The organism is Sphingopyxis sp. H073, from assembly GCF_001468395.1.
Lineage (GTDB): Bacteria > Pseudomonadota > Alphaproteobacteria > Sphingomonadales > Sphingomonadaceae > Sphingopyxis.
In genome coordinates, this window is sequence record NZ_LNSG01000006.1 from 196,048 (window position 1) to 214,812 (window position 18,765).

An 18,765-nucleotide genomic window follows, 5' to 3' on the forward strand; every position below is an offset into this window, starting at 1 on the left:
GAAGCAATCCGGGGCGGTTTACGCAACTCTGGATTGCTTCGCTGCGCTCGCAATGACGAATTGAGATGATTAGACCTCGCCCAATGCGGCTTCGGTCGGCGCAATCGCAGCCGGCGTCCCGACGTCGAACCACTGCCCCATATGCGACAGCCCAAAGAGCCGCCCCGCCGCGATCGCGCGGTCCCAGAAGATATTGGTCGAAAACGGCCCCTCGGGTGCATCGACGAGCAACCGCCGCGAGACCAGCTGGACGCCGGTATAGACAAAGGGCGCGATCCGCCCCGGTTTGCGCCGCGACAGCTTGCCCGTAGGATCCATGTGAAAATCGCCCTTGCCGCCATGTCCTGTCGCGCTCGCCTGCCGGATCACGAGCAGCAGCGCGTCCATCTTCGCATCGTCCCAATGGCGCGCGAGATTCGCGATGCTGTCCTGCGGCCCGTCCGTCCAGATATTGTCGCTGTTGACGATCAGGATCGGATCGCCCGTGAGCAGCGGCAGCGCCTTCATCATCCCGCCGCCGGTTTCGAGCAATTGCTCCCGCTCGTCGGACACCGCGATCGTGAAGCTGCGCTTCTGCGCCGCGAGATGCGCTTCGAGCGCGTCGGCCAGATAATGGACGTTGACCACGACGTGGTCGATCCCCGCCGCCTCGATCCGGTCGAGGCTGTGGTCGATCAGCGCCTTGCCGGCGACGCGCACCAGCGGCTTCGGCCGCGTCGCGGTGAGCGGGCGCATGCGCTTGCCGATGCCCGCCGCCATCACCATCGCGCTTTCGATTTTCACACTCACGTCCACGCCTCCGCCCGTTTCGAAGGCGGGACATTGGCGTCGAACCATTGCCGGACGGGGACAAGCGCGGGGTGGGCGAGGTCGCGTTCGAGCAGCCTCCACATCCGCGGCTGGAACTGGCGGTATCCGGGCTTGCCGTCGCGCTTCCACAGCCGGACGAAGACCCCCAGAATGCGCGTGTTGCGCTGTGCCGCGAGGGCCCAATAGGCACCCCGAAACGCCGCGCCCTGCCCGGTCGCCGCGACATAGCGATCGAGCATCGCCGTCTCGACCGCGGGCGTCACATCGCGCCGCGCATCTTCGAGCACCGAGGCGAGATCATAGGCCGGATGGCCGACCAGCGCGTCCTGGAAATCGAGCAGCCCGAAATGCGCGACGCCGTCCTGACCCGCGACGAGCATGATATTCTCGGCATGAAAGTCGCGCAGCACCGTCACGCGTGGCAACCCGTCGACCTCGACCGGCGCCAGCGCCGCTTGCCATGCGGCGCGGAAGCCGTCGCGATCGACCTCGATATCGAGCGCCGGGCAATACCAGTCGGTGAAGAGCATCACCTCGTCCAGCCACTGATCGAGCCCATGCACCGGCAGCCCGTCCATGGCGGGACGCGCATGAAGGTGCACCAGCAGGTCGGTCACGCCCGCGTAATAATCGCTCTCCTTGTGCAGCTGCTCGTCGACCGTCTCGCGGAGCCGCACGTCGCCGAAATCCTCGATCAGCAGCAGCCCCTGCTCCAGATCGCGCGCCAGGATCGTCGGCGCGTTGAGACCGTGGTTACAGAGATATTCGGCAACCGCGATGAACGGACGCGGGTCTTCGTCCGGCGGCGGCGCGTCCATCAGCACCGCGCGCCGGTCGCCATCACGCACGCGGAAATAGCGGCGGAAGGATGCGTCGCCTGCAAGCGGCAATATCTGGGCGTCGCCCCAGCCATGCGCGGCGAGGAACGCCGGGGCGTGGGCGGGCGGAATCATCGGAGCGGCCATCGCGTTTCCCAAGCCGCCGGCACCTCGGCTGTCAAGACGCGCGCGTCGCCCGCGCCCGAAATCCGCAGCGCCAGCGCCTCGGGCCAGCCCTGGCCCCCCAGCCGCTCGGGCCATTCGATCAGCAGCGCGCCGTCATAGAGATAATCGTCGAGCCCAAGCTCGATCAACTCGTCCTCTTGCTCGATCCGGTAGAGATCGACATGCGCGATCGGCAAATCGACCTCGGGCGGTGCGTAAGGCTGGACGATCGCGAAGGTCGGGCTCGGCGCCTCACCCGCAAGCCCGCGTGCCTTGAGCATCGCGCGCGCAAGTGTCGTCTTGCCTGCGCCGAGGTCGCCCGACAGCAGCACGACATCACCCGGCACCAAGGCCGCGCCGATCACCGCGCCAATGCGCTCGGCGTCGGCCAACGTATAATCCGTACGAAAGCTCATGCCCCGCGCGGCAGGCTCACGCGCACCAGCGTCCCCTGCCCCTTCTCGCTCAATACTTCCATCGTCCCGCCGTGTGCGGCGACGAGCTGGCGCGCGAGCGCGAGGCCGATACCCCCGCTTTGCGTCCCCGCCTGCGTGCCCCTGGTGATCGCTGCGACCGCATCGGGCATCCCGGGGCCATTGTCGGAAACGACGAACTCGATCCCCTTCTCGTCGCCATCGGCGTGCAGCAGCACGCGCCCGCCGCTGCGCCGCGCCGGCGCGGTAAAACGGATCGCATTGTCGAGCAGCCCCGCCACCAGCCGCGCGAGGCGGGGGGCGTCGCCCTCGATCGTGCCGAGCATGTTCGACATCTGCCCGGCCAGTTCGATCTTCTCGGCGGCGGCGAAGGGCTTCGCTTCGGCCAGCGCCTTGTCGAGCAGCGCGCGGACATCGACCGGCGCGCGCTCGACCGCCAGCGTCCCGGCCTCGCCCTGCGCAAGGTCGAGCACATTGTCGATCTGCCGCCCGAGCACCGCCACCGAATCCATGATCGCGTCGATATAGGCTTTCGCGGCGACGGGCAGTTCGCCGGCATAGCCCGACTGCAGCATCTCGCCGAACCCGCCGATCGAGGTCAGCGGCGTGCGCAGTTCGTAACTCATCCGCGACAGGAAGGCGGTCTTGACCTTGTCCGCCGCCTCCAGCGCCTCGTTCCGCTCGCGCAGCGCGCCCTCCATCTTCCGGCTGGCGGTGATGTCGAGCATGATCAGCAGCGCGTTGCCGTCGGGCAGCGGAATCGACGCGAAATCGAAATGGCGTCCGTCGGCGAAGCGGATCTCGCCGACACGCTGCGTCCGTTCGAGCGTCGCGGCGCGGATCACCTCCTGCATCACGCTGATCTGGCTCGGCTTGGCAAGCCGGTCGGCGAGCCCGCCCATCAGCGCATCGACGCGCGGGTGCCCCGCTAGGATATGCTCGTCGACGTTCCACAAGCGGCGGAATCGCTGGTTCCACAGGTGCAGCCGCCCGTCGGGTGCGAACACCGCGATCGCCTCGAACAGATTGTCGAAGGTCGCGGTGCGGACGCGGAGCAGCGTGTCACGCGCCCCGGCCAGCTGGACCTGCTCGGTGCGGTCCTCGGCGATCAGCAGCAGGCCGCCATCGGGGGTCGGCTGCGCGACGACGTGCAGGTGCGTGCCGTCGCGCAGCAGCCAGTCCTCCTCGCTCGCGTCGGGCTTCGCGAACCAGTCGACATGCGCCTGCCGCCATTCGGGATAGTCGCGCACCTCGGGCGTGCGCCCGCCCTCGCGCCAGAGGTCGAGCAAGCGCGCGAAGCTGCGTCCTTCCGACACATCCTCGGCCGACAGCGCGAACAGCCGCCGGAAGGGCTGGTTCGCGAACACCAGCCCCTGGTCGGGCCCGAATTGCGCGACCGCTGCCGACAGCCGGTCGAGCAGCTCGCGCTGGGTCGTCACGAAACGCCGGTGTGCCCCGCGCTCGCTCTCCAGCTCCTGAATATCGATCGCATAGCCCGCAATGCCGAACACGCGCCCGCCCTCGGCGGCGAGCGGCACGTCGACGACGCGCATGATCCGCCGCTCGCCCTCGATCGTCACCGGCACGGTGCGCTGCTGCGCGGCGCCCGCGGTGCGCGCGGCTTCGGCGGCGTCGGTCGCGCTGATCCCCGCGACGGGTTCGCACAGTTCGACTCCCTCCTCGATCACGGCCGCTGCGCTCGTCGCCTCCACCGCGCGGACATAGGCGGCGTTGACGAGCGCGAGCCGCATGTCGGCCTCGCGGAACCACATCGGGAAGGGCGCGGCCTCGATGAGCCCCGACAAGGCCTCGAATGCCGCCAGCGCCTCGTCGCGCTCGCGGCGCGCCTGCGCCAGCGAATGCTGCCCTTCGGTGGCGTCGCTGAGCCACAGCAGGACGCTGCCCGCGCCGCCGACCGTCTGCGGGGCGGCCGCGCCATGAACGATGATTGTCCGCGCGCTGCCCAGCGGCTTCAGGCTGAGGGTGAAGGGTTTCGCACCGCGCTGCGCGCCGAGGATCGCCTGCCGCAATTGTTCGTGCCCGGCAGGGTCGAGCCCCGCGTCAATCCCGCGCAGCTCGTCGAAATTGCGCGGCCCCTGCGGCAGCCCCAACCAGCGCGACAGCCGCTCGGCCGCCTCGATCCGCCAGTCGGGCCGGACGATGACGGGAAGCTGCGGCGAGGCCTCGACCAGACTCGCCAGCCGGTCGGTCTGCCCCGCAATGAAGGCCGAGCGCCGCTGCATCGCGACCCCGCGCCCGATCGCCCACAGCCCGGCGAGCAGCCAGAGCGCGGCGAACAGCCCGATGGCAAAGAGCGCGCCGGGGCTCAGCTGCATGGTCTGAAAAAGGAAGGATCGCCGGACACCATCCGTCCGCCCCTATCGATTGCGCGAGCGCTGTTCAATCGTCAGGCGTATCGGGATTTATGACATCGCGACCGGGAGCCTCGCCGCGTCGGTGGAAGGAAGCGCAGCGGCGGACGAAAGGAAAGGGCGATATGGGCGCTTCCTCGCGGGGAGGAAGCGCCCACCGCCCCCTTCGGATCAGAATTTGACCTTGCCGGCGACGCGGAAATAGCGGCCGAGAATGCCCGAATAATAGGTGATCGTGCCGCCCGCGGCAGGCGCCGGGAAAGGCGGCGCCTTGTCGAAGACGTTGTCGACGATCACGCGCATCTCGAAATTCTTCGCGACGTCGAACCCGAGCGACGCGTTGAACAGCCACCAGTCGCCGACACCGTTATATTCATAGGCATCGGGCGCCGCGTCCGCATCCCAGACGCTCTTGCCGAAATATTGCGTCTGCCACAGGAAGTTCACCGGGCCGTGGTCGATGTTGATATTGGCCGTGAACGAATGCTTGGGATCGCCGATCTCGCCCCGACCCGTGTCGATATCGCCCGAACCGACCCGCGTTTCGAGCTTGTTCAGGTAGAGATAGTTCAGCGACAGGCCCAAGGTCGTGTCGGGCGCCACTTCGCGGCGATAGGCGATTTCGGCGGTCAGCCCCTCGAATTTCAGCGAGGCGGCGTTGGCATAGCCAGTGCGCACGAACGTCACCTGCCCCGCCGGATCGCGGTCGATCGCGTTGCAGATGGCCGGCGGGAAATTCGCCGAGTCATAGCAAGCCTCGAGCGTCTGCTCGGTATTGAGCGTCACGATCGCCTTCTTCAGCTTGATGTTGACCCAGTCGACCGCGACGGTCAGCCCCGGTACGAAGCGCGGGCGGATGACCGTGCCCACCGTCCAACTGTTCGCCTTTTCATTCTGTAGGTCGGTATTGCCCGACACCGAGATCGGCGACGTGAAATCGACGATGTTCGACGTGAAATTGTCGGGGTCGGTTATGCCCGCAGCGATACAGTTCGCCCGGCGCTGCGACGGGTTCGGCCCCGAATCGACAAAGCGCGCGTCGCACGGATCGTTCGCGGTATCGAATGCCTGCGAGGTCGGGTTGAAGATTTCGGTGATCGCGGGCGCGCGCACCGAGCGGGTGAAGTTGCCGCGGATCGTGAAACCCTCGACCGGCGTCAGACGCCCGCCCGCCGTCCATGTCCAGTCGCCACCGGCGATCGAATGGTCGATGTAGCGCGCAGCGCCATCGAATTCGAACGAGTGGATGAACGTGTTCATGTCCGGCGAAATGATCGGGATCAAAAGCTCGCCGAAGAATTCGTTCGTGTTGAACTTGCCCTTCACGGGGTCGATCGGGATCGATCGGCCGAACTGAGTGCGCCCGCCGTTGCCGTCATCCTCGCCGAAATAGAAGGTGCCGGGGTCGAACGACGTTTTCTCGCGGCGGTGCTCATACCCCAGCGACAGAACGACATCGCCCCCCGGCAGGCGGAAGAGCGGGCCATTGATGTTCGCGTTGAGCACGAGCTGCGAATTGTTCGCCGTGGGGTCGGCGATCGTCGTAACATAATCGAGCGCTTCCTGGCTGAAGCGGCCGACCCCGAACAGGTTCAGCGGCGCGCAGGTCGAACTGAGTGTCGCGATATTGGCGTTGGTATAGCCCGGACGGCAGATGATGTTGCCGTTCGGCGCGCCGCCGTTGAACACGCCCTGATCGACTGCATCGAGCGCATTCAGGAAATTCTGCTGCACGATCACCCGTTCGCGGCCACGCGTTTCCGAATGACCGTAGTTCGCCGACACTTCCCAATTATACGTCCGGTCGCCGGCCCCGAATTCGCCCTGGAAGCCGGTGACGAAGCGATAGACCTCGACCGTCGTCGATGCGCGGCCGCTCGCGAGGTCGGTGTTGGCGCGGGTCAGCAGGAACTGCGTGTCGCCGGGGGCAAGATTCGCCGCGATGATCGCGCGATCGGCAGGGTCGAGATAGGGGTTGTCGAGGTTAAAGATCAAATTGCCGTCGGGATCGCCGGCGTTGCCGAACAGCGCGGTGTTATACACCGGCTGGTCGCGCAGGTTCGTTCCCTTGCTGTGCGCGTACCAGCCTTCGCCGAACCAGCGGATATTGTCGTTGATCTCGAAATTGGCGAGGACGTTGCCCAGATAGCGCTCGGTGTTCGTCGCCAGGTTGCCGAAATCGGCCAGCGGGAATCCGTTGCCCCCTACGCTTTCGATCAGGCTGCCCGTCCGAGTCCCGAAATCGAGCGGGACGAGGCGGCCCGACTCGTTGAAGGTCAGCACATTGCCCTGCTGGTCGAAGATGCCCGCGAATTCGGGAATGCTGTCACCCGCCAGCGGTACCCCGCTGCTGGTGAAGATATTATAGCGCTGGCCATAATAGAGCTGCTGCTGGAACGGCGCGCTCGGATCGGCGGCGGTCGTAAAGAACGGCCCGCGCGCGCTCGTCAGGAAGCGGTCCTCGGTGGAGAGGCCGGTCGCACGATTCCATTCGCCGCTGACGGTGATGTTGCCGCGTCCGTCGGCGAAGTTCATGCCCCACAGGCCGTTGATGCGATACTCGGGCGCGTCGCCGCGCTCTGAAATCCCGGTCTGGGCCTTCAACTCGAGCCCTTCGAAATCCTTCTTCAGGATGATGTTGACGGTGCCCGCGATGGCGTCGGAGCCATAGATCGGCGCGCCGCCGACGGCGACGGTCTCGATCCGCTCGACCAGCGTCTCGGGAATCACGTTGAGGTCGACCTGGCTGCCCGCCGCGACGGGACCGAAGATCGACGACGTGTTCGACGACACGAAGCGCCGCCCGTTGACCAGGGTCAGCGTGCGCTGACTGCCCAGCGAGAAGAAGTCGGCAAAGGTCTGGCCTGCGCCGAAGGAGCCCGCCTGCGCACCGACATTGCTGTTTCCCGGAACGCCGAAGGCCGGCAGCTCGGACAGCGCCTGCCCGATGTTGGTATAGCCGCGCTTGTCGATCTGTTCGGCGGTGGTGACCAGCGCGGGCTGGATCGTGTCGAAACCGGCGCGCGGAATGCGTGAGCCGGTGACGATGATCTCGTCGCCGGACCCTTCGTCCGCCGGCGCCGCGGTGTCACTGCTCTGGGTGTCGGTTGCCGTGTCCTGGGCGTAGGCCGGAACGGTAGAAGCAAAAAAAGCGAGGGCCGAAATGCTCGTGTAAAAGCCAGCCCGCATGTCGCGCGAGGTGATCATCCCCGGAACTCCTTCCTGATCGTCATGCCCCCCGGCTAGCCCCAGATCAGGATCAAACGGCTAACAAGTCAACGCGATAACGCGAAAGGGCCACCCCGCGCCCCGATTTTCGGGGAGCGATGTGGCCCAAACGCAACAAATTGTGAACGTCCGGTAAGGACTATGAACGCTCAGTAACGATAATGGTCGGGCTTGAACGGGCCTTCGACCGGCACGCCGATATAGTCGGCCTGCTTCTGCGTCAGCTTCGACAGATGCACGCCGAGCTTTTCGAGGTGCAGCGCCGCGACCTTTTCGTCGAGATGCTTTGGCAGGACATAGACGTCGTTCTTGTACTGCTCGCTGCGGGTCCAGAGCTCGATCTGCGCGAGCGTCTGGTTGGTGAAGCTCGCCGACATCACGAAGCTCGGGTGCCCCGTCGCGTTGCCGAGGTTCACGAGGCGGCCCTTCGACAGGATGATGATCTGCTTGCCGTCGGGGAATTCGACCAGGTCGACCTGCGGCTTCACTTCGGTCCACTTGTAGTTGGCGAGCGCCGCGATCTGGATCTCGCTGTCGAAGTGGCCGATGTTGCAAACGATCGCCATATTCTTCATCGCCGCCATATGCTCGGCGGTGATCACGTCGGCGTTGCCCGTCGCGGTGACGAAGATGTCCGAACGCTTCACGGCTTCGTCCATCGACACGACCTCGAAACCCTCCATCGCCGCCTGCAACGCGCAGATCGGGTCGATTTCGGTGACGAGAACGCGCGCGCCGCCGTTGCGGAGCGACTGAGCCGAGCCCTTGCCGACGTCGCCGAAGCCGGCAACGGTCGCGACCTTGCCCGCCAGCATCACGTCGGTGCCGCGGCGGATCGCGTCGACGAGCGACTCTTTACAGCCATAGAGGTTGTCGAACTTCGACTTGGTGACGCTGTCGTTGACGTTGATCGCGGGGAAGGGCAGCTCGCCCTTCTTGGCGATGTGGTACAGACGGTGGACGCCGGTCGTCGTTTCTTCCGACACACCCTTGATCGCCTTGACCGTCTTGGTCAGGTAGCCGGGGTTGGCGGCAACGAACGCCTTCAGCGCGCGCTGCATTTCGATCTCTTCCTCATTCTCGGGCGCCGGCATCGTCTCGCCGGCTTCGAGCTTCGCGCCCCACAGCGCGAACATCGTGGCGTCGCCGCCGTCGTCGAGGATCAGGTTCGCGGTCGTGCCGTCTTCGACGCCCCAGTCGAAGATGCGGCCGACATAGTCCCAGTAATCGGCGAGGCTCTCGCCCTTCACCGCGAATACCGGCACGCCCGACGCGGCGATCGCGGCGGCGGCATGGTCCTGCGTCGAGAAGATGTTGCACGTCGCCCAGCGGACTTCGGCGCCGAGCGCGGTCAGCGTTTCGATCAGCACCGCGGTCTGGATCGTCATGTGCAGCGAACCGGTGATGCGCGCGCCCTTGAGGGGCTGCGCCGCGCCATATTCGGCGCGCAGCGCCATCAGGCCGGGCATTTCGGTTTCGGCAATGTTGATTTCCTTGCGCCCGAAGTCGGCAAGGCTGATGTCGGCAACGACATAGTCGCGGGTGTCGGCGGCGAGAGTGGCCACGGGGTTTTCTCCAGTCTGGCGAGTACGACCGCAGGCGAGCGGTCACGAAATTTTCGTGCGCGCCCTAGCCGAAAGCGAGCCCTCGATCAAATATAAACTTTTCTTTATATCCGCAAGATCGGCGGAGCGGGAGCGAACTTGCGCGCTGCGGTACCCGCGCGCGTTGCGCACGACTCGGCGCCCCGAAATGCGAGACGGCCGAAAATAAATTTTTCGCGCGCAGAAATGTGACAGCCGGGGGACCCACCGTGTGACAGCGGGCCCCGGACGCCAAGATACTGAAAATCTTGACTTACAATGCGCCTTAGCGTTTAGCTTAATTCCTCTTTGTGACAGCACTGTTACATAGAGCCCGAAATATTGACTTTTCCCGGCGCGAGCGAGAAAATCGGCTAAAGTTTTCGGGGAGATACAGACAATGAAAAAATTTCTGCTGCCGCTCGTCGCGCTCGCTTTCGCGACCCCTGCCGCGGCACAATCGATCGTCGTTACCGGTTCGGACGAAGAGGGTCTCGCTCCGCTTTCGGTCGCTTATGAAGAGCTGAAGGCCGGCCAGAATGCGCTCGCGGTCGACAAGCTGACGCACAGCGACATCGACCCGCAGGATCCCTCGCGGCTGATCAATCTCGGCACCGCCTATGCTCGGCTCGGCAAGACCGCCGATGCGCAGACCGCCTACAAGGCCGCGATCACCAGCGATATCCGCTACGACGTCGAGCTTGCGAATGGCACCTATATGGATTCGCGCTGGGCGGCGCGCACCGCGCTGTCGCACCTGAATCAGGGCAAGCCGCTCCTCGCCCTCGCACGCTGAGGATCACGCTTCGCCGCCTTCGGTGGTGAGCAGGCGGGCGTCCACTCCCGCTTCGGCAAACGCCGCCTGCCAGCGCTTGGTGGGCGGCGTTTCGAATATCAGCGCGTCGCTGCCCGGGGTCACATGCCAGCCGTGGCGCACCATCTCGCCCTCGAGCTGTCCCGGCGACCAGCCCGCATAGCCCAAGGCGACCATCCATTGTTTCGGCCCGCGCCCCTGGCCGATCGCACGCAATATGTCGTGCGAGCTCGACACCATCCAGCGGCCCGCGACCTGCACCGCCCCCTCGCCGCCCCAGTCGCGGCTGTGGATCACGAACCCGCGCGATGTTTCGACCGGCCCGCCGAGATAGACGGGCTGATCGAGCGGATCGTCATGGTCGATTTCAAGCTGGTCGAGTACCGCGCCGACGGTCATCCCGTCGATCGGGTCGGCGATACCGATCCCCATCGCGCCTTCCGCATCATGGCTGATCATCGCAATCACCGCATGTTCGAAGCGGGGGTCGCCGATCCCGGGCAGCGCGAGCAGCAACTGGCCGGTGAAGAAGGTCGGGGCATTCTCCATGGCGATATCATGCCCCGCCATCGCGGCGGGGTCCAGCGCCTTTCCATGAATTGTCCGAACCGGACGCGCTTGACTCCGGGCGACGCCAAGCCAATGTCGCGTCCGACACGATCCCCTCCAACGAAAGGATGCCCCCGATGACAATCCAGACAGGCGACAAGCTGCCCGACGCGACCTTCGTCAAGGTCACAGAGAACGGTCCCGAACAGGTGACGACCGCCGACTATTTCAAGGGCCGCAAGGTCGCGCTCTTCTCGGTCCCCGGCGCCTTTACCCCGACCTGCTCGGCGAAGCATCTGCCGGGCTTCGTCGACAAGGCTGACGAACTGAAGGCCAAGGGCGTCGACGAAATCGTCTGCACCGCGGTCAACGACGCCTTCGTCATGGGCGCCTGGGGCAAGAGCGCGGGCGCCGGCGAGGCCGTCACGATGCTCGCCGACGGCAATGGCGCCTTCGCCGATGCGGTTGGTCTCACGATGGATGGCACCGCCTTCGGCATGGGCAAGCGCGGCCAGCGCTTCTCGATGATCGTCAATGACGGCGTCGTCGAACAGCTCAACGTCGAAGCGCCCGGCGAATTCAAGGTGTCGAGCGCCGACCATATGCTCGAACAGCTGTAAGGAATTTCGGGGCGGCGCAGCAATCTGGGCCGCCCTCTTCCCTTTCGTCACATTTTCGTGCAACAGCGACGCGATGACATCAGACGCATCGAACAATCAGAACATCGCCGACCCTACCGCTCTCGTCGAGGGCATTATTGCCGAACTTCAGGACAAGTTCCGCACGTCGGTTTCCAATCTCAAATCCGCCATCGCCGCCTATGTGCACGATCGCACGCTACCCCCGGCCGACGCCGCCGCGACGGGTCTGTTCGACTATCCGGCGATCCGCCTGACCACCACGGGCGAGCAGCGCGAGGGGCAGAAGGGTCATAATCTGTCCTTCGGTCGCTTCGAGCGCGCCGGCACCTTCGAAACCACGGTGACGCGCCCCGATCTGTTCGCCGATTATCTGCGCGATCAGCTGACCCTGCTCGCGCGCCACTACGACATCACGCTGGAGGTGACGCGCACCGGGCAGCAGATCCCCTTCCCCTATGTGCTCGACGCCAGCGACGGGTCGGATATGGGCGGGGTCACCCCGCTCGAACTCGCGCGCCACTTCCCGACCACCGAGCTCGCCGACATCGGCGACGAGCTCGCCGACGGCCTGTTCGGCGCCGACCCCGCCGCGTCGCAACCGCTCGCGCTGTTCGACGCGCTGCGTACCGATTTCAGCCTCGCGCGCCTCCGCCACTACACCGGCACCGCGCCCGAGCATTTCCAGCGCTACATCCTCTTCACCAACTATCACCGCTATGTCGACGAATTCGTCGCCTGGGCGGGCGCGCAGGTTGGCCAGGGCCGCTACACCGCGCTCGCCGGCGCTGCGGGACTCTACGTCGACCAGCCGGGCGTCAACGCGAGCGCGCTCGTCGCCGACAGCGCGTGGCGGCGGCACCAGATGCCCGCCTATCACCTCATCGCGCCCGATGGCGGCGGCATCACGCTCGTCAATATCGGCGTCGGCCCGTCGAACGCCAAGACGATCTGCGACCACCTCGCGGTGCTGCGCCCCGAAGCGTGGCTGATGATCGGCCACTGCGGCGGCCTCCGTCCCAGCCAGCGCATCGGCGACTATGTGCTCGCGCACGCCTATCTTCGCGACGACCATATCCTCGACGCGGTGCTGCCGGTCGCCATCCCGATCCCGCCGATCGCCGAAGTGCAGGTTGCGCTGGCCAGCGCCGCCGAGGCGGTCTCGGGCGCCACCGGCGCCGACCTCAAGAAGCGCATGCGCACCGGCACCGTCGTCACCACCGACGACCGCAACTGGGAGCTGCGCTACACCGACAGCGCGCTCCGCTTCTCGCAGTCGCGCGCGATCGGCATCGACATGGAAAGCGCCACGATCGCCGCGCAGGGCTATCGCTTCCGCGTCCCCTACGGCACCCTGCTCTGCGTCAGCGATAAGCCGCTCCACGGAGAGCTCAAGCTGCCCGGGCAGGCCAACCGCTTCTACGAGGAAGCGATCGCCGCGCACCTCCAGATCGGCATTCGCGCGTGCGAGACGATGCGCGACGAGGGCGCCAAGCTCCACAGCCGGAAATTGCGCGCATTCAACGAGCCGCCGTTCAGATGAACGGCGGGGGCAACGAGCCGCCGTTCCGTTGACGCTGTCGCGGTCCATCGCGGGGCGCGTCGCCATCGTTACCGGCGCGGCGAGCGGTATGGGCCGCGCCACCGCGCTGCTGCTCGCGAGCGAAGGCGCGAAGGTCGCGGTCACCGACCTTGACCTCGCCGCCTGCGAAGCCGTCGCCGCCGAAGCCGGTCCAAACGCCAAGGCCTTCGCGCTCGACGTCGCCGACGGCGAGGCGATCAAGGCGACCGTCGCCGCCGTCGCGGCGCATTTCGGCGGCATCGACATCCTCATCAACAACGCCGGCGTCTCGAGCTTCGCCCCGCTCGATGCGGAGGACGAATATGAAGCGATCTGGCACCGCGCGCTTGCGGTGATGCTGACCGCGCACCAACGCATGGTCCGCGCCGCCTTGCCGTGGTTGCGCCAAAGCGACGCGCCGCGCATCGTCAACATTGCCTCGACCGAGGGGCTGGGCGCAACGCCCGGCGACACGCCCTATGTCGCGGCCAAATCGGGCGTCGTCGGGCTCACGCGCGGGCTCGCGGTCGACCTCGGCAAGGAGGGCATCACGGTCAACTGCATCTGCCCCGGCCCGATCCGCACCGGCATGACCGACAAGGTTCCCGAGGAGGACAAGGCAATCTTCGCGCGGCGCCGCACCGCACTCCCCCGTTATGGCGAACCCGAGGAGGTCGCGCATATGACGCTCAGCCTCGCGCTGCCCGCGGCGAGCTATATCACCGGCGCGGTGATCCCGGTCGACGGCGGACTTATGGCGCGGAATGCCTAGACCGCATTGGGGTGGACAAGCCTCACGCCTTCTCTTGTCATCGCAGCCCGAATTTCCAAAGTTCAGGAAAGTTCAGCCTTATGCGTCGCCCGTTCTGGACCGGGAGGACTGCCGAACGCATCTCGCGTGCCTTGCACCGGCCGACAGATCGACCGCTTTTGCCCGCCAGAAGAAAGAGCCTGACAAAGGCTGGCACGGGCGGATAATGTAGGAAAGGCCCTATTTGACTGCGGCGCCTGCTTTGGGGTGGGAAGCGGACCCTGCAGAGTTTACCATCTTGTTACCTGTATCTGCCATCACCGAGCCATGATTGGCACGCAGGCACCCAAGGGCTTCGGCCTCCTCTTCGTAATTGTGGGCATCCCACTGATCCTCTGGAACGCGTCAGGCACTAACAGTGAGCTTGAGGCCCTAGACGCTTCGGGTAGCACCGAAAGCGCACGCATTGAGGCATGCGAAGCGAAGGCGGTTAAGCTTGAACCCAACTCGTCGGCGCGCCTCCAACTGTGCGGCTGCATTGTCAAGAAAGCTTCTGAACGCGAGGCCTTTAAAGATTATGGCGCTTACGATGAGGGTTTACTTGAGCCTATAGTCGGCGAGTGCATGCGCGGAGGCTGATGTCCGGAATCGGCCGTATGCTGTCATTCGTCATCCCGGACTTGATCCGGGATCCACCGCAGCGCTGAAGTCATGGACCCCGGATCAAGTCCGGGGTGACGATGATTGTTAGGGCAGCTTTCGTCGTTCGAGACGTTGGGAGGGCGGCTTTTGATCGCCGCCCTCGCGTCCAGTCAAACCGCTTCGTTCACGCGGTAGCGCGCCGCAACATCGCGCTTCGACAGGTTGGGGCCCATCGCCAGCCGCGCCGCGTAATAATCCTTCCACTGGCCTTCGTCGGCGAGCGGCGGGATCGTCACTTCCTCGCCGCGGTCGAGGCCGAGCAGCGCCGCGTCGACGAGGTCGCTCGCGCTCATCACCATCTCGGCGGGAAAAGCATCGACATCCTTGCCCGACCGCTCCCAGATTTCGGTGCGCGTCGCACCGGGTAGAACCGCCTGAACATGGAATCCCTTGTCGCGGCCGTTCGCGGCGAGCGCGTGGCTGAGATTGAGCAGAAACGCCTTCGAGCCACTGTACACGCCCTCGAACGTCTCGGGCGCGAGCGCGAGGACCGAGGCGATGTTGACGATCGCGCCCTTGCCGCGCGCGCCGAACGCCTTGCCCGCCGCTATGCCAAGCCGCGCTGCGGCGGTGATGTTGAGCGCGATGATCGTTTCGATCTCGGCCGCGCTATTCTCCAGCGTGCCGCCGTTGAGCGACATGCCGGCATTGTTGACGAACAAAGTGATCGCCGCGTCGTCGAGCAGACGCTGCTCGATCCGCGCCACATCGTCGCCCTTGGTCAGATCGGCGGCGATCACGTCGACCGCCACGCCGGTGTCGGCGCGCAGCTTTGCCGCGAGTTCTTCCATCTGCGCGCCGTTGCGCGCGACGAGAATCAGGTCGTGACCGCGCTTGGCGAGGCGGTCGGCATAAACGGCGCCAAGGCCGGTCGAGGCGCCCGTGATCAGGGCCGTTCCAGTGGGGATAGTCATCGTCATTCTCCTTTGCAGGCGGCCCGCAGCGGGTCACTTGCAAAATGATAGTAACTGCCCCATATGACTTCAATGGCTATCGACGAAAATAATTCGGGCACCTGCCCCGTCGACCGTGGGCTGATGCGCGTCGGCGATCGCTGGAGCATATTGATCCTGCGCGATATCGAGCGCGGCCTGACACGCTACGACCAGATGCGCACCAGCCTCGGCATCGCGCCGAACATCTTGTCGCGGCGACTGGCGGCGCTGACCGACGCGGGGCTGATCGAGAAAAGGCGCTACAGCCAGCGCCCGCCGCGCGACGAATATCTGCTGACCGAAGCGGGCCGCGACTTCCTGCCGATCCTCGCCGCGATCGGCGCGTGGGGACGCAAATATAATGGCAAGGGCGCGCTGACGCGCCAGATCGATGTCGAAACCGGCGAACCGGTGCGGCCGGTGGTGATCGATGCCAACACCGGCGCCCCGCTCGGCACGCGCCCGCTGCGCTTCGAATATCCGGACTGAAAAGCGACGGTGTTTTCTCTCGTCATCCCGGACCTGATCCGGGATCCATTGGCGGCCTTGAAGTCATGGTCCCCGGATCAAGTCCGGGGTGACGTAAGGGCGGTTCGCTCACCCCTTCCGATCGCCCCGCTATCGATACATGCCCTCGCGCAAATTGATGCCGTGCTCGATCCATACCTTGAGCGCGCAGAGCATCTGCGACCAGCCCTGGCAATTGCCATAGGAGGCGCTTAGCGCGCCCTGGTTCTCGCGCCAGCCTTCCTCGGCGATCTCGACCAGCGTGCGGCCGTCGTCGAGGCCCTTGAAGCTCATCGTCACGCGCGTGCGGTAATCGGCGTCCTTCGGCTCGCTGCCCTCGACATTGTGCGCCTCGCCTTCGCTCGCCTGCCATTCGAGGACGATCTTCTCATCCGGCACCACCTCGATCACATAGACGGGAAAGGCTCCGGGAAAGTCGTGGAAGTCCCACGTCACCGTTGCGCCGGTCTCCAGCCGCCCCCTGGCGCCGCCGGTGGTGAAATAATGCGACAGTTGCGCCGGATCGGCGACCGCCTCGAACACCTCGTGCACCGGCTTCGCAATCCGCGCCGCGACCCTGAACTTCAGCTCCATACCCACTCTCCGCTTGAGTCGAAGCCTTTTATGTTATATTTATATAACATGTCAATTCACGACCAGTTCGATGCGACCTTCAAGGCGCTCGCCTCGCCGATCCGGCGACAGATCCTCGATGATCTCAAGGACCAGCCGCTGACGACCGGCGCGCTGTGCGGCCATTTCGCCGACATCGACCGCTGCACGGTGATGCAGCATCTGAAGGTGCTGGAGGACGCGGGGCTGGTGATCGCCGAGCGGCGCGGCCGCGAGCGATGGAATCATCTGAACGCGATGCCGATCCAGGACATCCACGATCGCTGGATCGGCCCGCACGCCGCCGCCGCGAGCGTGCGGCTGGCGCGGCTCAAGCAATCGGTCGAGGCGCAATAAAAAGGCCGGGGCGTCGCCACCCCGGCCTCTCCATTTCGATCGAACCCGGCTTACCAGCCCGACGGCTTGCCCTTGTTCTGCTCGTCGAGCCACTTCTTGAGCGGTGCGAAATAGGCGGCCATCGCCTTGCCCGACATTTCGCGGCTGCCGGTGAAGGCCTGCAGCGCGTCGGGCCACGGCTTCGACGCGCCCATTTCGAGCATCGCATTCAGCTTCGCGCCGACTTCCTTGTTGCCGTAGAAGGAGCAGCGGTGGAGCGGCCCCTTCCAGCCCGCCTGCTTGCACGCCGCCTGATAGAATTGGAACTGCAGCACGCGCGCCAGGAAATAGCGCGTGTAGGGCGTGTTGCCGGGGATGTGGTACTTCGCGCCCGCGTCGAATGCGTTCGCCGGCCGCTCACCCGGCGGGACGATGCCCTGATATTGCAGCCGCAGGTCGGTCCACGCCTTGTTGTAGTCGGCGGGTTTGATCGAGCCGTCGAAGACGCCCCAGCGCCAGCGGTCGACGAGCAGGCCGAAGGGCAGGAAGGCGACCTTGTCCATCGCCTGCCGCAGCAGCAGGCCGATGTCCTTGTCGGCGCTCGGCACCTTCGATTTGTCGAGCAGGCCGATGTCGACCAGATATTGCGGCGTGATCGACAGCGCGACGAAATCGCCGATCGCTTCGTGGAAGCCATCGTTTGCGCCGTTCAAATAGAGGAACGGCTGCTTGTTATAGGCGCGCTGGTAGTAGTTGTGACCGAGCTCGTGGTGGATCGTGATGAAGTCGTCGGCGTTCACCTTGATGCACATCTTGATGCGCAGATCGTCCTTGTTGTCGACGTCCCACGCCGAGGCGTGGCACACGACTTCGCGGTCGGCGGGCTTCAGGAACTGGCTGCGCTTCCAGAAGGTGTCGGGCAGCGGCGCCATCCCCAGCGACGAATAGAAATTCTCGCCCGCCTTGACCATGTCGAGCGGCCCCTTACCCTTTTCGGTCAGCAGGTCGCCGATGTCATAGCCAAGGTCGCCGGTGCCGGGAGGCGCGACGAGCGGGTAGATATTGCCCCATTCCTGCGCCCACATATTGCCGAGCAGGTCGGCGCGGATCGGGCCGGTTTTCGGCTGCACCGCGTCGCCATATTTCTCGTTGAGTTTCCAGCGGACATAGGTGTGCAGCGCCACGTACAGCGGCTTCATATCCTGCCAGATCTTTTCGGTCAGCTTGGCGAATTCTTCGGGCGGCATGTCGTAACCCGATCGCCACATCGCGCCGGTGTCGGCGAAGCCCAGCTCCTTCGCGCCCGCATTCGCGATGCCGACCATCTTGACATAGTCGTCCTTCATCGGCGCGCCGACCTGGTCGTGCCAGCTCGTCCACATTTCGGCGAACTGGGCGGGCGTGTTCTTGAGATTGCCCATCTCGGCTTCGATGTCCGAGCCCGAGATTTCCTTGCCGTTCAGCGTCCCGCGGCCCTTGCCATATTGCGACTGCAGGTCGGTCGCGATCGTGTTGAGTTCGGTCGCCGCGCCCGGCGTCGTCGGTGCGGGCAGGACAATGCCGGTACGCAGGATATCGAGCTTGCGCTTCGTGTCGGCGCTGAGCCCCGCCACGCCGGCATATTTGGCGGCTTCGAGCGCATATTTGACCGACTTTTCGGTGCCGACCGCGTTGATCCGCGATGCCATCGCGTCGGTATCCTCGGTGATATAGGTCGCGTTGACCCAGTTCACTTGGCTGCTCTCGACGGTATAGTCGAACAGGTCCTTTTCGACCGCGGCGACGAAGGCATCGGCATCCGCAGCCGTGGGGGCGGCAGGAGCGGCTTGTGCAAAGGCGGGGGTTGCCGCCGCGAGCGACAGGGCAAGCGACAGCGTTGAAATAATGGCTTTCATGGGGGCGTCCTCTGGATATTCTGATGCGCTCTCGGGCGCGATGGCGGCAATCTGG

General features: G+C 65.2%; 16 protein-coding genes. 6 read left to right on the forward strand and 10 right to left on the reverse strand.

Going from position 1 to position 18,765, the window contains the following annotated elements:
* Positions 1-69 precede the first annotated feature (69 nt).
* The 6 genes from ATE64_RS13485 to ahcY form a co-directional block, all read right to left on the reverse strand.
* Positions 70-789, reverse strand: a complete 720-nt coding sequence (locus ATE64_RS13485; protein WP_231729084.1) for a nucleotidyltransferase family protein — start codon at positions 787-789, stop codon at positions 70-72.
* Positions 786-1,775: a phosphotransferase gene (locus tag ATE64_RS13490; protein WP_058455060.1), complete on the reverse strand. Its 990-nt coding sequence runs from the start codon at positions 1,773-1,775 to the stop codon at positions 786-788. Before ATE64_RS13490 ends, ATE64_RS13485 begins: the two co-directional genes overlap by 4 nt.
* The gene (gene tsaE, locus ATE64_RS13495; RefSeq protein WP_058455059.1) at positions 1,760-2,209 is read right to left on the reverse strand and encodes a tRNA (adenosine(37)-N6)-threonylcarbamoyltransferase complex ATPase subunit type 1 TsaE; all 450 of its coding nucleotides are present in this window, start codon (positions 2,207-2,209) and stop codon (positions 1,760-1,762) included. The genes ATE64_RS13490 and tsaE overlap by 16 nt, the downstream gene beginning before the upstream one ends.
* Positions 2,206-4,563 carry a PAS domain-containing sensor histidine kinase gene (locus ATE64_RS13500; protein WP_058455058.1) on the reverse strand — a complete coding sequence of 786 codons (2,358 nt, stop codon included), beginning with the start codon at positions 4,561-4,563 and terminating at the stop codon, positions 2,206-2,208. The genes tsaE and ATE64_RS13500 overlap by 4 nt, the downstream gene beginning before the upstream one ends.
* 207 nt (positions 4,564-4,770) lie before the next feature.
* Positions 4,771-7,806, reverse strand: a complete 3,036-nt coding sequence (locus tag ATE64_RS13505) for a TonB-dependent receptor (RefSeq protein WP_058455057.1) — start codon at positions 7,804-7,806, stop codon at positions 4,771-4,773.
* 170 nt (positions 7,807-7,976) lie between these two features.
* Entirely contained in the window at positions 7,977-9,392 is a 1,416-nt protein-coding gene (gene ahcY, locus ATE64_RS13510) for an adenosylhomocysteinase (protein ID WP_058455056.1), read from the reverse strand.
* Positions 9,393-9,810: 418 nt separating this feature from the next.
* Between ahcY and ATE64_RS13515 the strand changes: the two genes are divergently transcribed.
* A complete protein-coding gene (locus ATE64_RS13515) occupies positions 9,811-10,206 on the forward strand; it encodes a hypothetical protein (protein ID WP_058455055.1) in 396 nt (131 codons plus the stop codon).
* Between the two features lie 3 nt (positions 10,207-10,209).
* On the opposite strand, the gene ATE64_RS13520 is transcribed toward ATE64_RS13515, so the two are convergent.
* Entirely contained in the window at positions 10,210-10,773 is a 564-nt protein-coding gene (locus ATE64_RS13520) for a YqgE/AlgH family protein (RefSeq protein ID WP_058455140.1), read from the reverse strand.
* A 137-nt stretch (positions 10,774-10,910) separates the two neighbouring features.
* Here ATE64_RS13520 and ATE64_RS13525 point away from each other — a divergent pair, with 137 nt between their 5' ends.
* The 3 genes from ATE64_RS13525 to ATE64_RS13535 all read left to right on the forward strand — a co-directional run bounded on the left by ATE64_RS13525 (position 10,911) and on the right by ATE64_RS13535 (position 13,744).
* Positions 10,911-11,393, forward strand: a complete 483-nt coding sequence (locus ATE64_RS13525) for a peroxiredoxin (RefSeq protein WP_058455054.1) — start codon at positions 10,911-10,913, stop codon at positions 11,391-11,393.
* Between the two features lie 73 nt (positions 11,394-11,466).
* Entirely contained in the window at positions 11,467-12,954 is a 1,488-nt protein-coding gene (locus tag ATE64_RS13530; protein WP_058455053.1) for an AMP nucleosidase, read from the forward strand.
* A gap of 28 nt (positions 12,955-12,982) precedes the next feature.
* A complete protein-coding gene (locus tag ATE64_RS13535) occupies positions 12,983-13,744 on the forward strand; it encodes an SDR family NAD(P)-dependent oxidoreductase (protein WP_058455052.1) in 762 nt (253 codons plus the stop codon).
* A 791-nt stretch (positions 13,745-14,535) separates the two neighbouring features.
* On the opposite strand, the gene ATE64_RS13545 is transcribed toward ATE64_RS13535, so the two are convergent.
* The gene (locus tag ATE64_RS13545) at positions 14,536-15,339 is read right to left on the reverse strand and encodes an SDR family oxidoreductase (protein WP_167541769.1); all 804 of its coding nucleotides are present in this window, start codon (positions 15,337-15,339) and stop codon (positions 14,536-14,538) included.
* A gap of 72 nt (positions 15,340-15,411) precedes the next feature.
* On the opposite strand from ATE64_RS13545, the gene ATE64_RS13550 reads away from it, so the two are divergent.
* Positions 15,412-15,849: a helix-turn-helix domain-containing protein gene (locus ATE64_RS13550; protein WP_156416521.1), complete on the forward strand. Its 438-nt coding sequence runs from the start codon at positions 15,412-15,414 to the stop codon at positions 15,847-15,849.
* 129 nt (positions 15,850-15,978) lie between these two features.
* Here ATE64_RS13550 and ATE64_RS13555 read toward each other — a convergent pair whose 3' ends face one another.
* The gene (locus tag ATE64_RS13555; RefSeq protein ID WP_058455049.1) at positions 15,979-16,461 is read right to left on the reverse strand and encodes an SRPBCC family protein; all 483 of its coding nucleotides are present in this window, start codon (positions 16,459-16,461) and stop codon (positions 15,979-15,981) included.
* A 48-nt stretch (positions 16,462-16,509) separates the two neighbouring features.
* Between ATE64_RS13555 and ATE64_RS13560 the strand changes: the two genes are divergently transcribed.
* Positions 16,510-16,836, forward strand: a complete 327-nt coding sequence (locus tag ATE64_RS13560) for a metalloregulator ArsR/SmtB family transcription factor (protein ID WP_058455048.1) — start codon at positions 16,510-16,512, stop codon at positions 16,834-16,836.
* Positions 16,837-16,886: 50 nt separating this feature from the next.
* Here the strand turns inward: ATE64_RS13560 and ATE64_RS13565 are convergent, their stop codons facing one another.
* Complete coding sequence (locus tag ATE64_RS13565; protein ID WP_058455047.1) at positions 16,887-18,710, reverse strand: M2 family metallopeptidase; 1,824 nt, start codon at positions 18,708-18,710, stop codon at positions 16,887-16,889.
* Between the last annotated feature and the right edge of the window lie 55 nt (positions 18,711-18,765).

What these genes read in the sequence shown, in the direction of transcription:
- ATE64_RS13520 (WP_058455140.1), bottom strand. Translation starts at nt 10,773, where the DNA reads ATGGAGAATGCCCCGACCTTCTTCACCGGCCAGTTGCTGCTCGCGCTG.
- ATE64_RS13550 (WP_156416521.1), top strand. Translation starts at nt 15,412, where the DNA reads ATGGCTATCGACGAAAATAATTCGGGCACCTGCCCCGTCGACCGTGGG.
- ATE64_RS13500 (WP_058455058.1), bottom strand. Translation starts at nt 4,563, where the DNA reads ATGCAGCTGAGCCCCGGCGCGCTCTTTGCCATCGGGCTGTTCGCCGCG.
- tsaE (WP_058455059.1), bottom strand. Translation starts at nt 2,209, where the DNA reads ATGAGCTTTCGTACGGATTATACGTTGGCCGACGCCGAGCGCATTGGC.
- ATE64_RS13565 (WP_058455047.1), bottom strand. Translation starts at nt 18,710, where the DNA reads ATGAAAGCCATTATTTCAACGCTGTCGCTTGCCCTGTCGCTCGCGGCG.
- ATE64_RS13490 (WP_058455060.1), bottom strand. Translation starts at nt 1,775, where the DNA reads ATGGCCGCTCCGATGATTCCGCCCGCCCACGCCCCGGCGTTCCTCGCC.
- ATE64_RS13555 (WP_058455049.1), bottom strand. Translation starts at nt 16,461, where the DNA reads ATGGAGCTGAAGTTCAGGGTCGCGGCGCGGATTGCGAAGCCGGTGCAC.
- ATE64_RS13525 (WP_058455054.1), top strand. Translation starts at nt 10,911, where the DNA reads ATGACAATCCAGACAGGCGACAAGCTGCCCGACGCGACCTTCGTCAAG.
- ATE64_RS13505 (WP_058455057.1), bottom strand. Translation starts at nt 7,806, where the DNA reads ATGATCACCTCGCGCGACATGCGGGCTGGCTTTTACACGAGCATTTCG.
- ATE64_RS13515 (WP_058455055.1), top strand. Translation starts at nt 9,811, where the DNA reads ATGAAAAAATTTCTGCTGCCGCTCGTCGCGCTCGCTTTCGCGACCCCT.
- ATE64_RS13545 (WP_167541769.1), bottom strand. Translation starts at nt 15,339, where the DNA reads ATGACTATCCCCACTGGAACGGCCCTGATCACGGGCGCCTCGACCGGC.
- ATE64_RS13560 (WP_058455048.1), top strand. Translation starts at nt 16,510, where the DNA reads ATGTCAATTCACGACCAGTTCGATGCGACCTTCAAGGCGCTCGCCTCG.
- ATE64_RS13530 (WP_058455053.1), top strand. Translation starts at nt 11,467, where the DNA reads ATGACATCAGACGCATCGAACAATCAGAACATCGCCGACCCTACCGCT.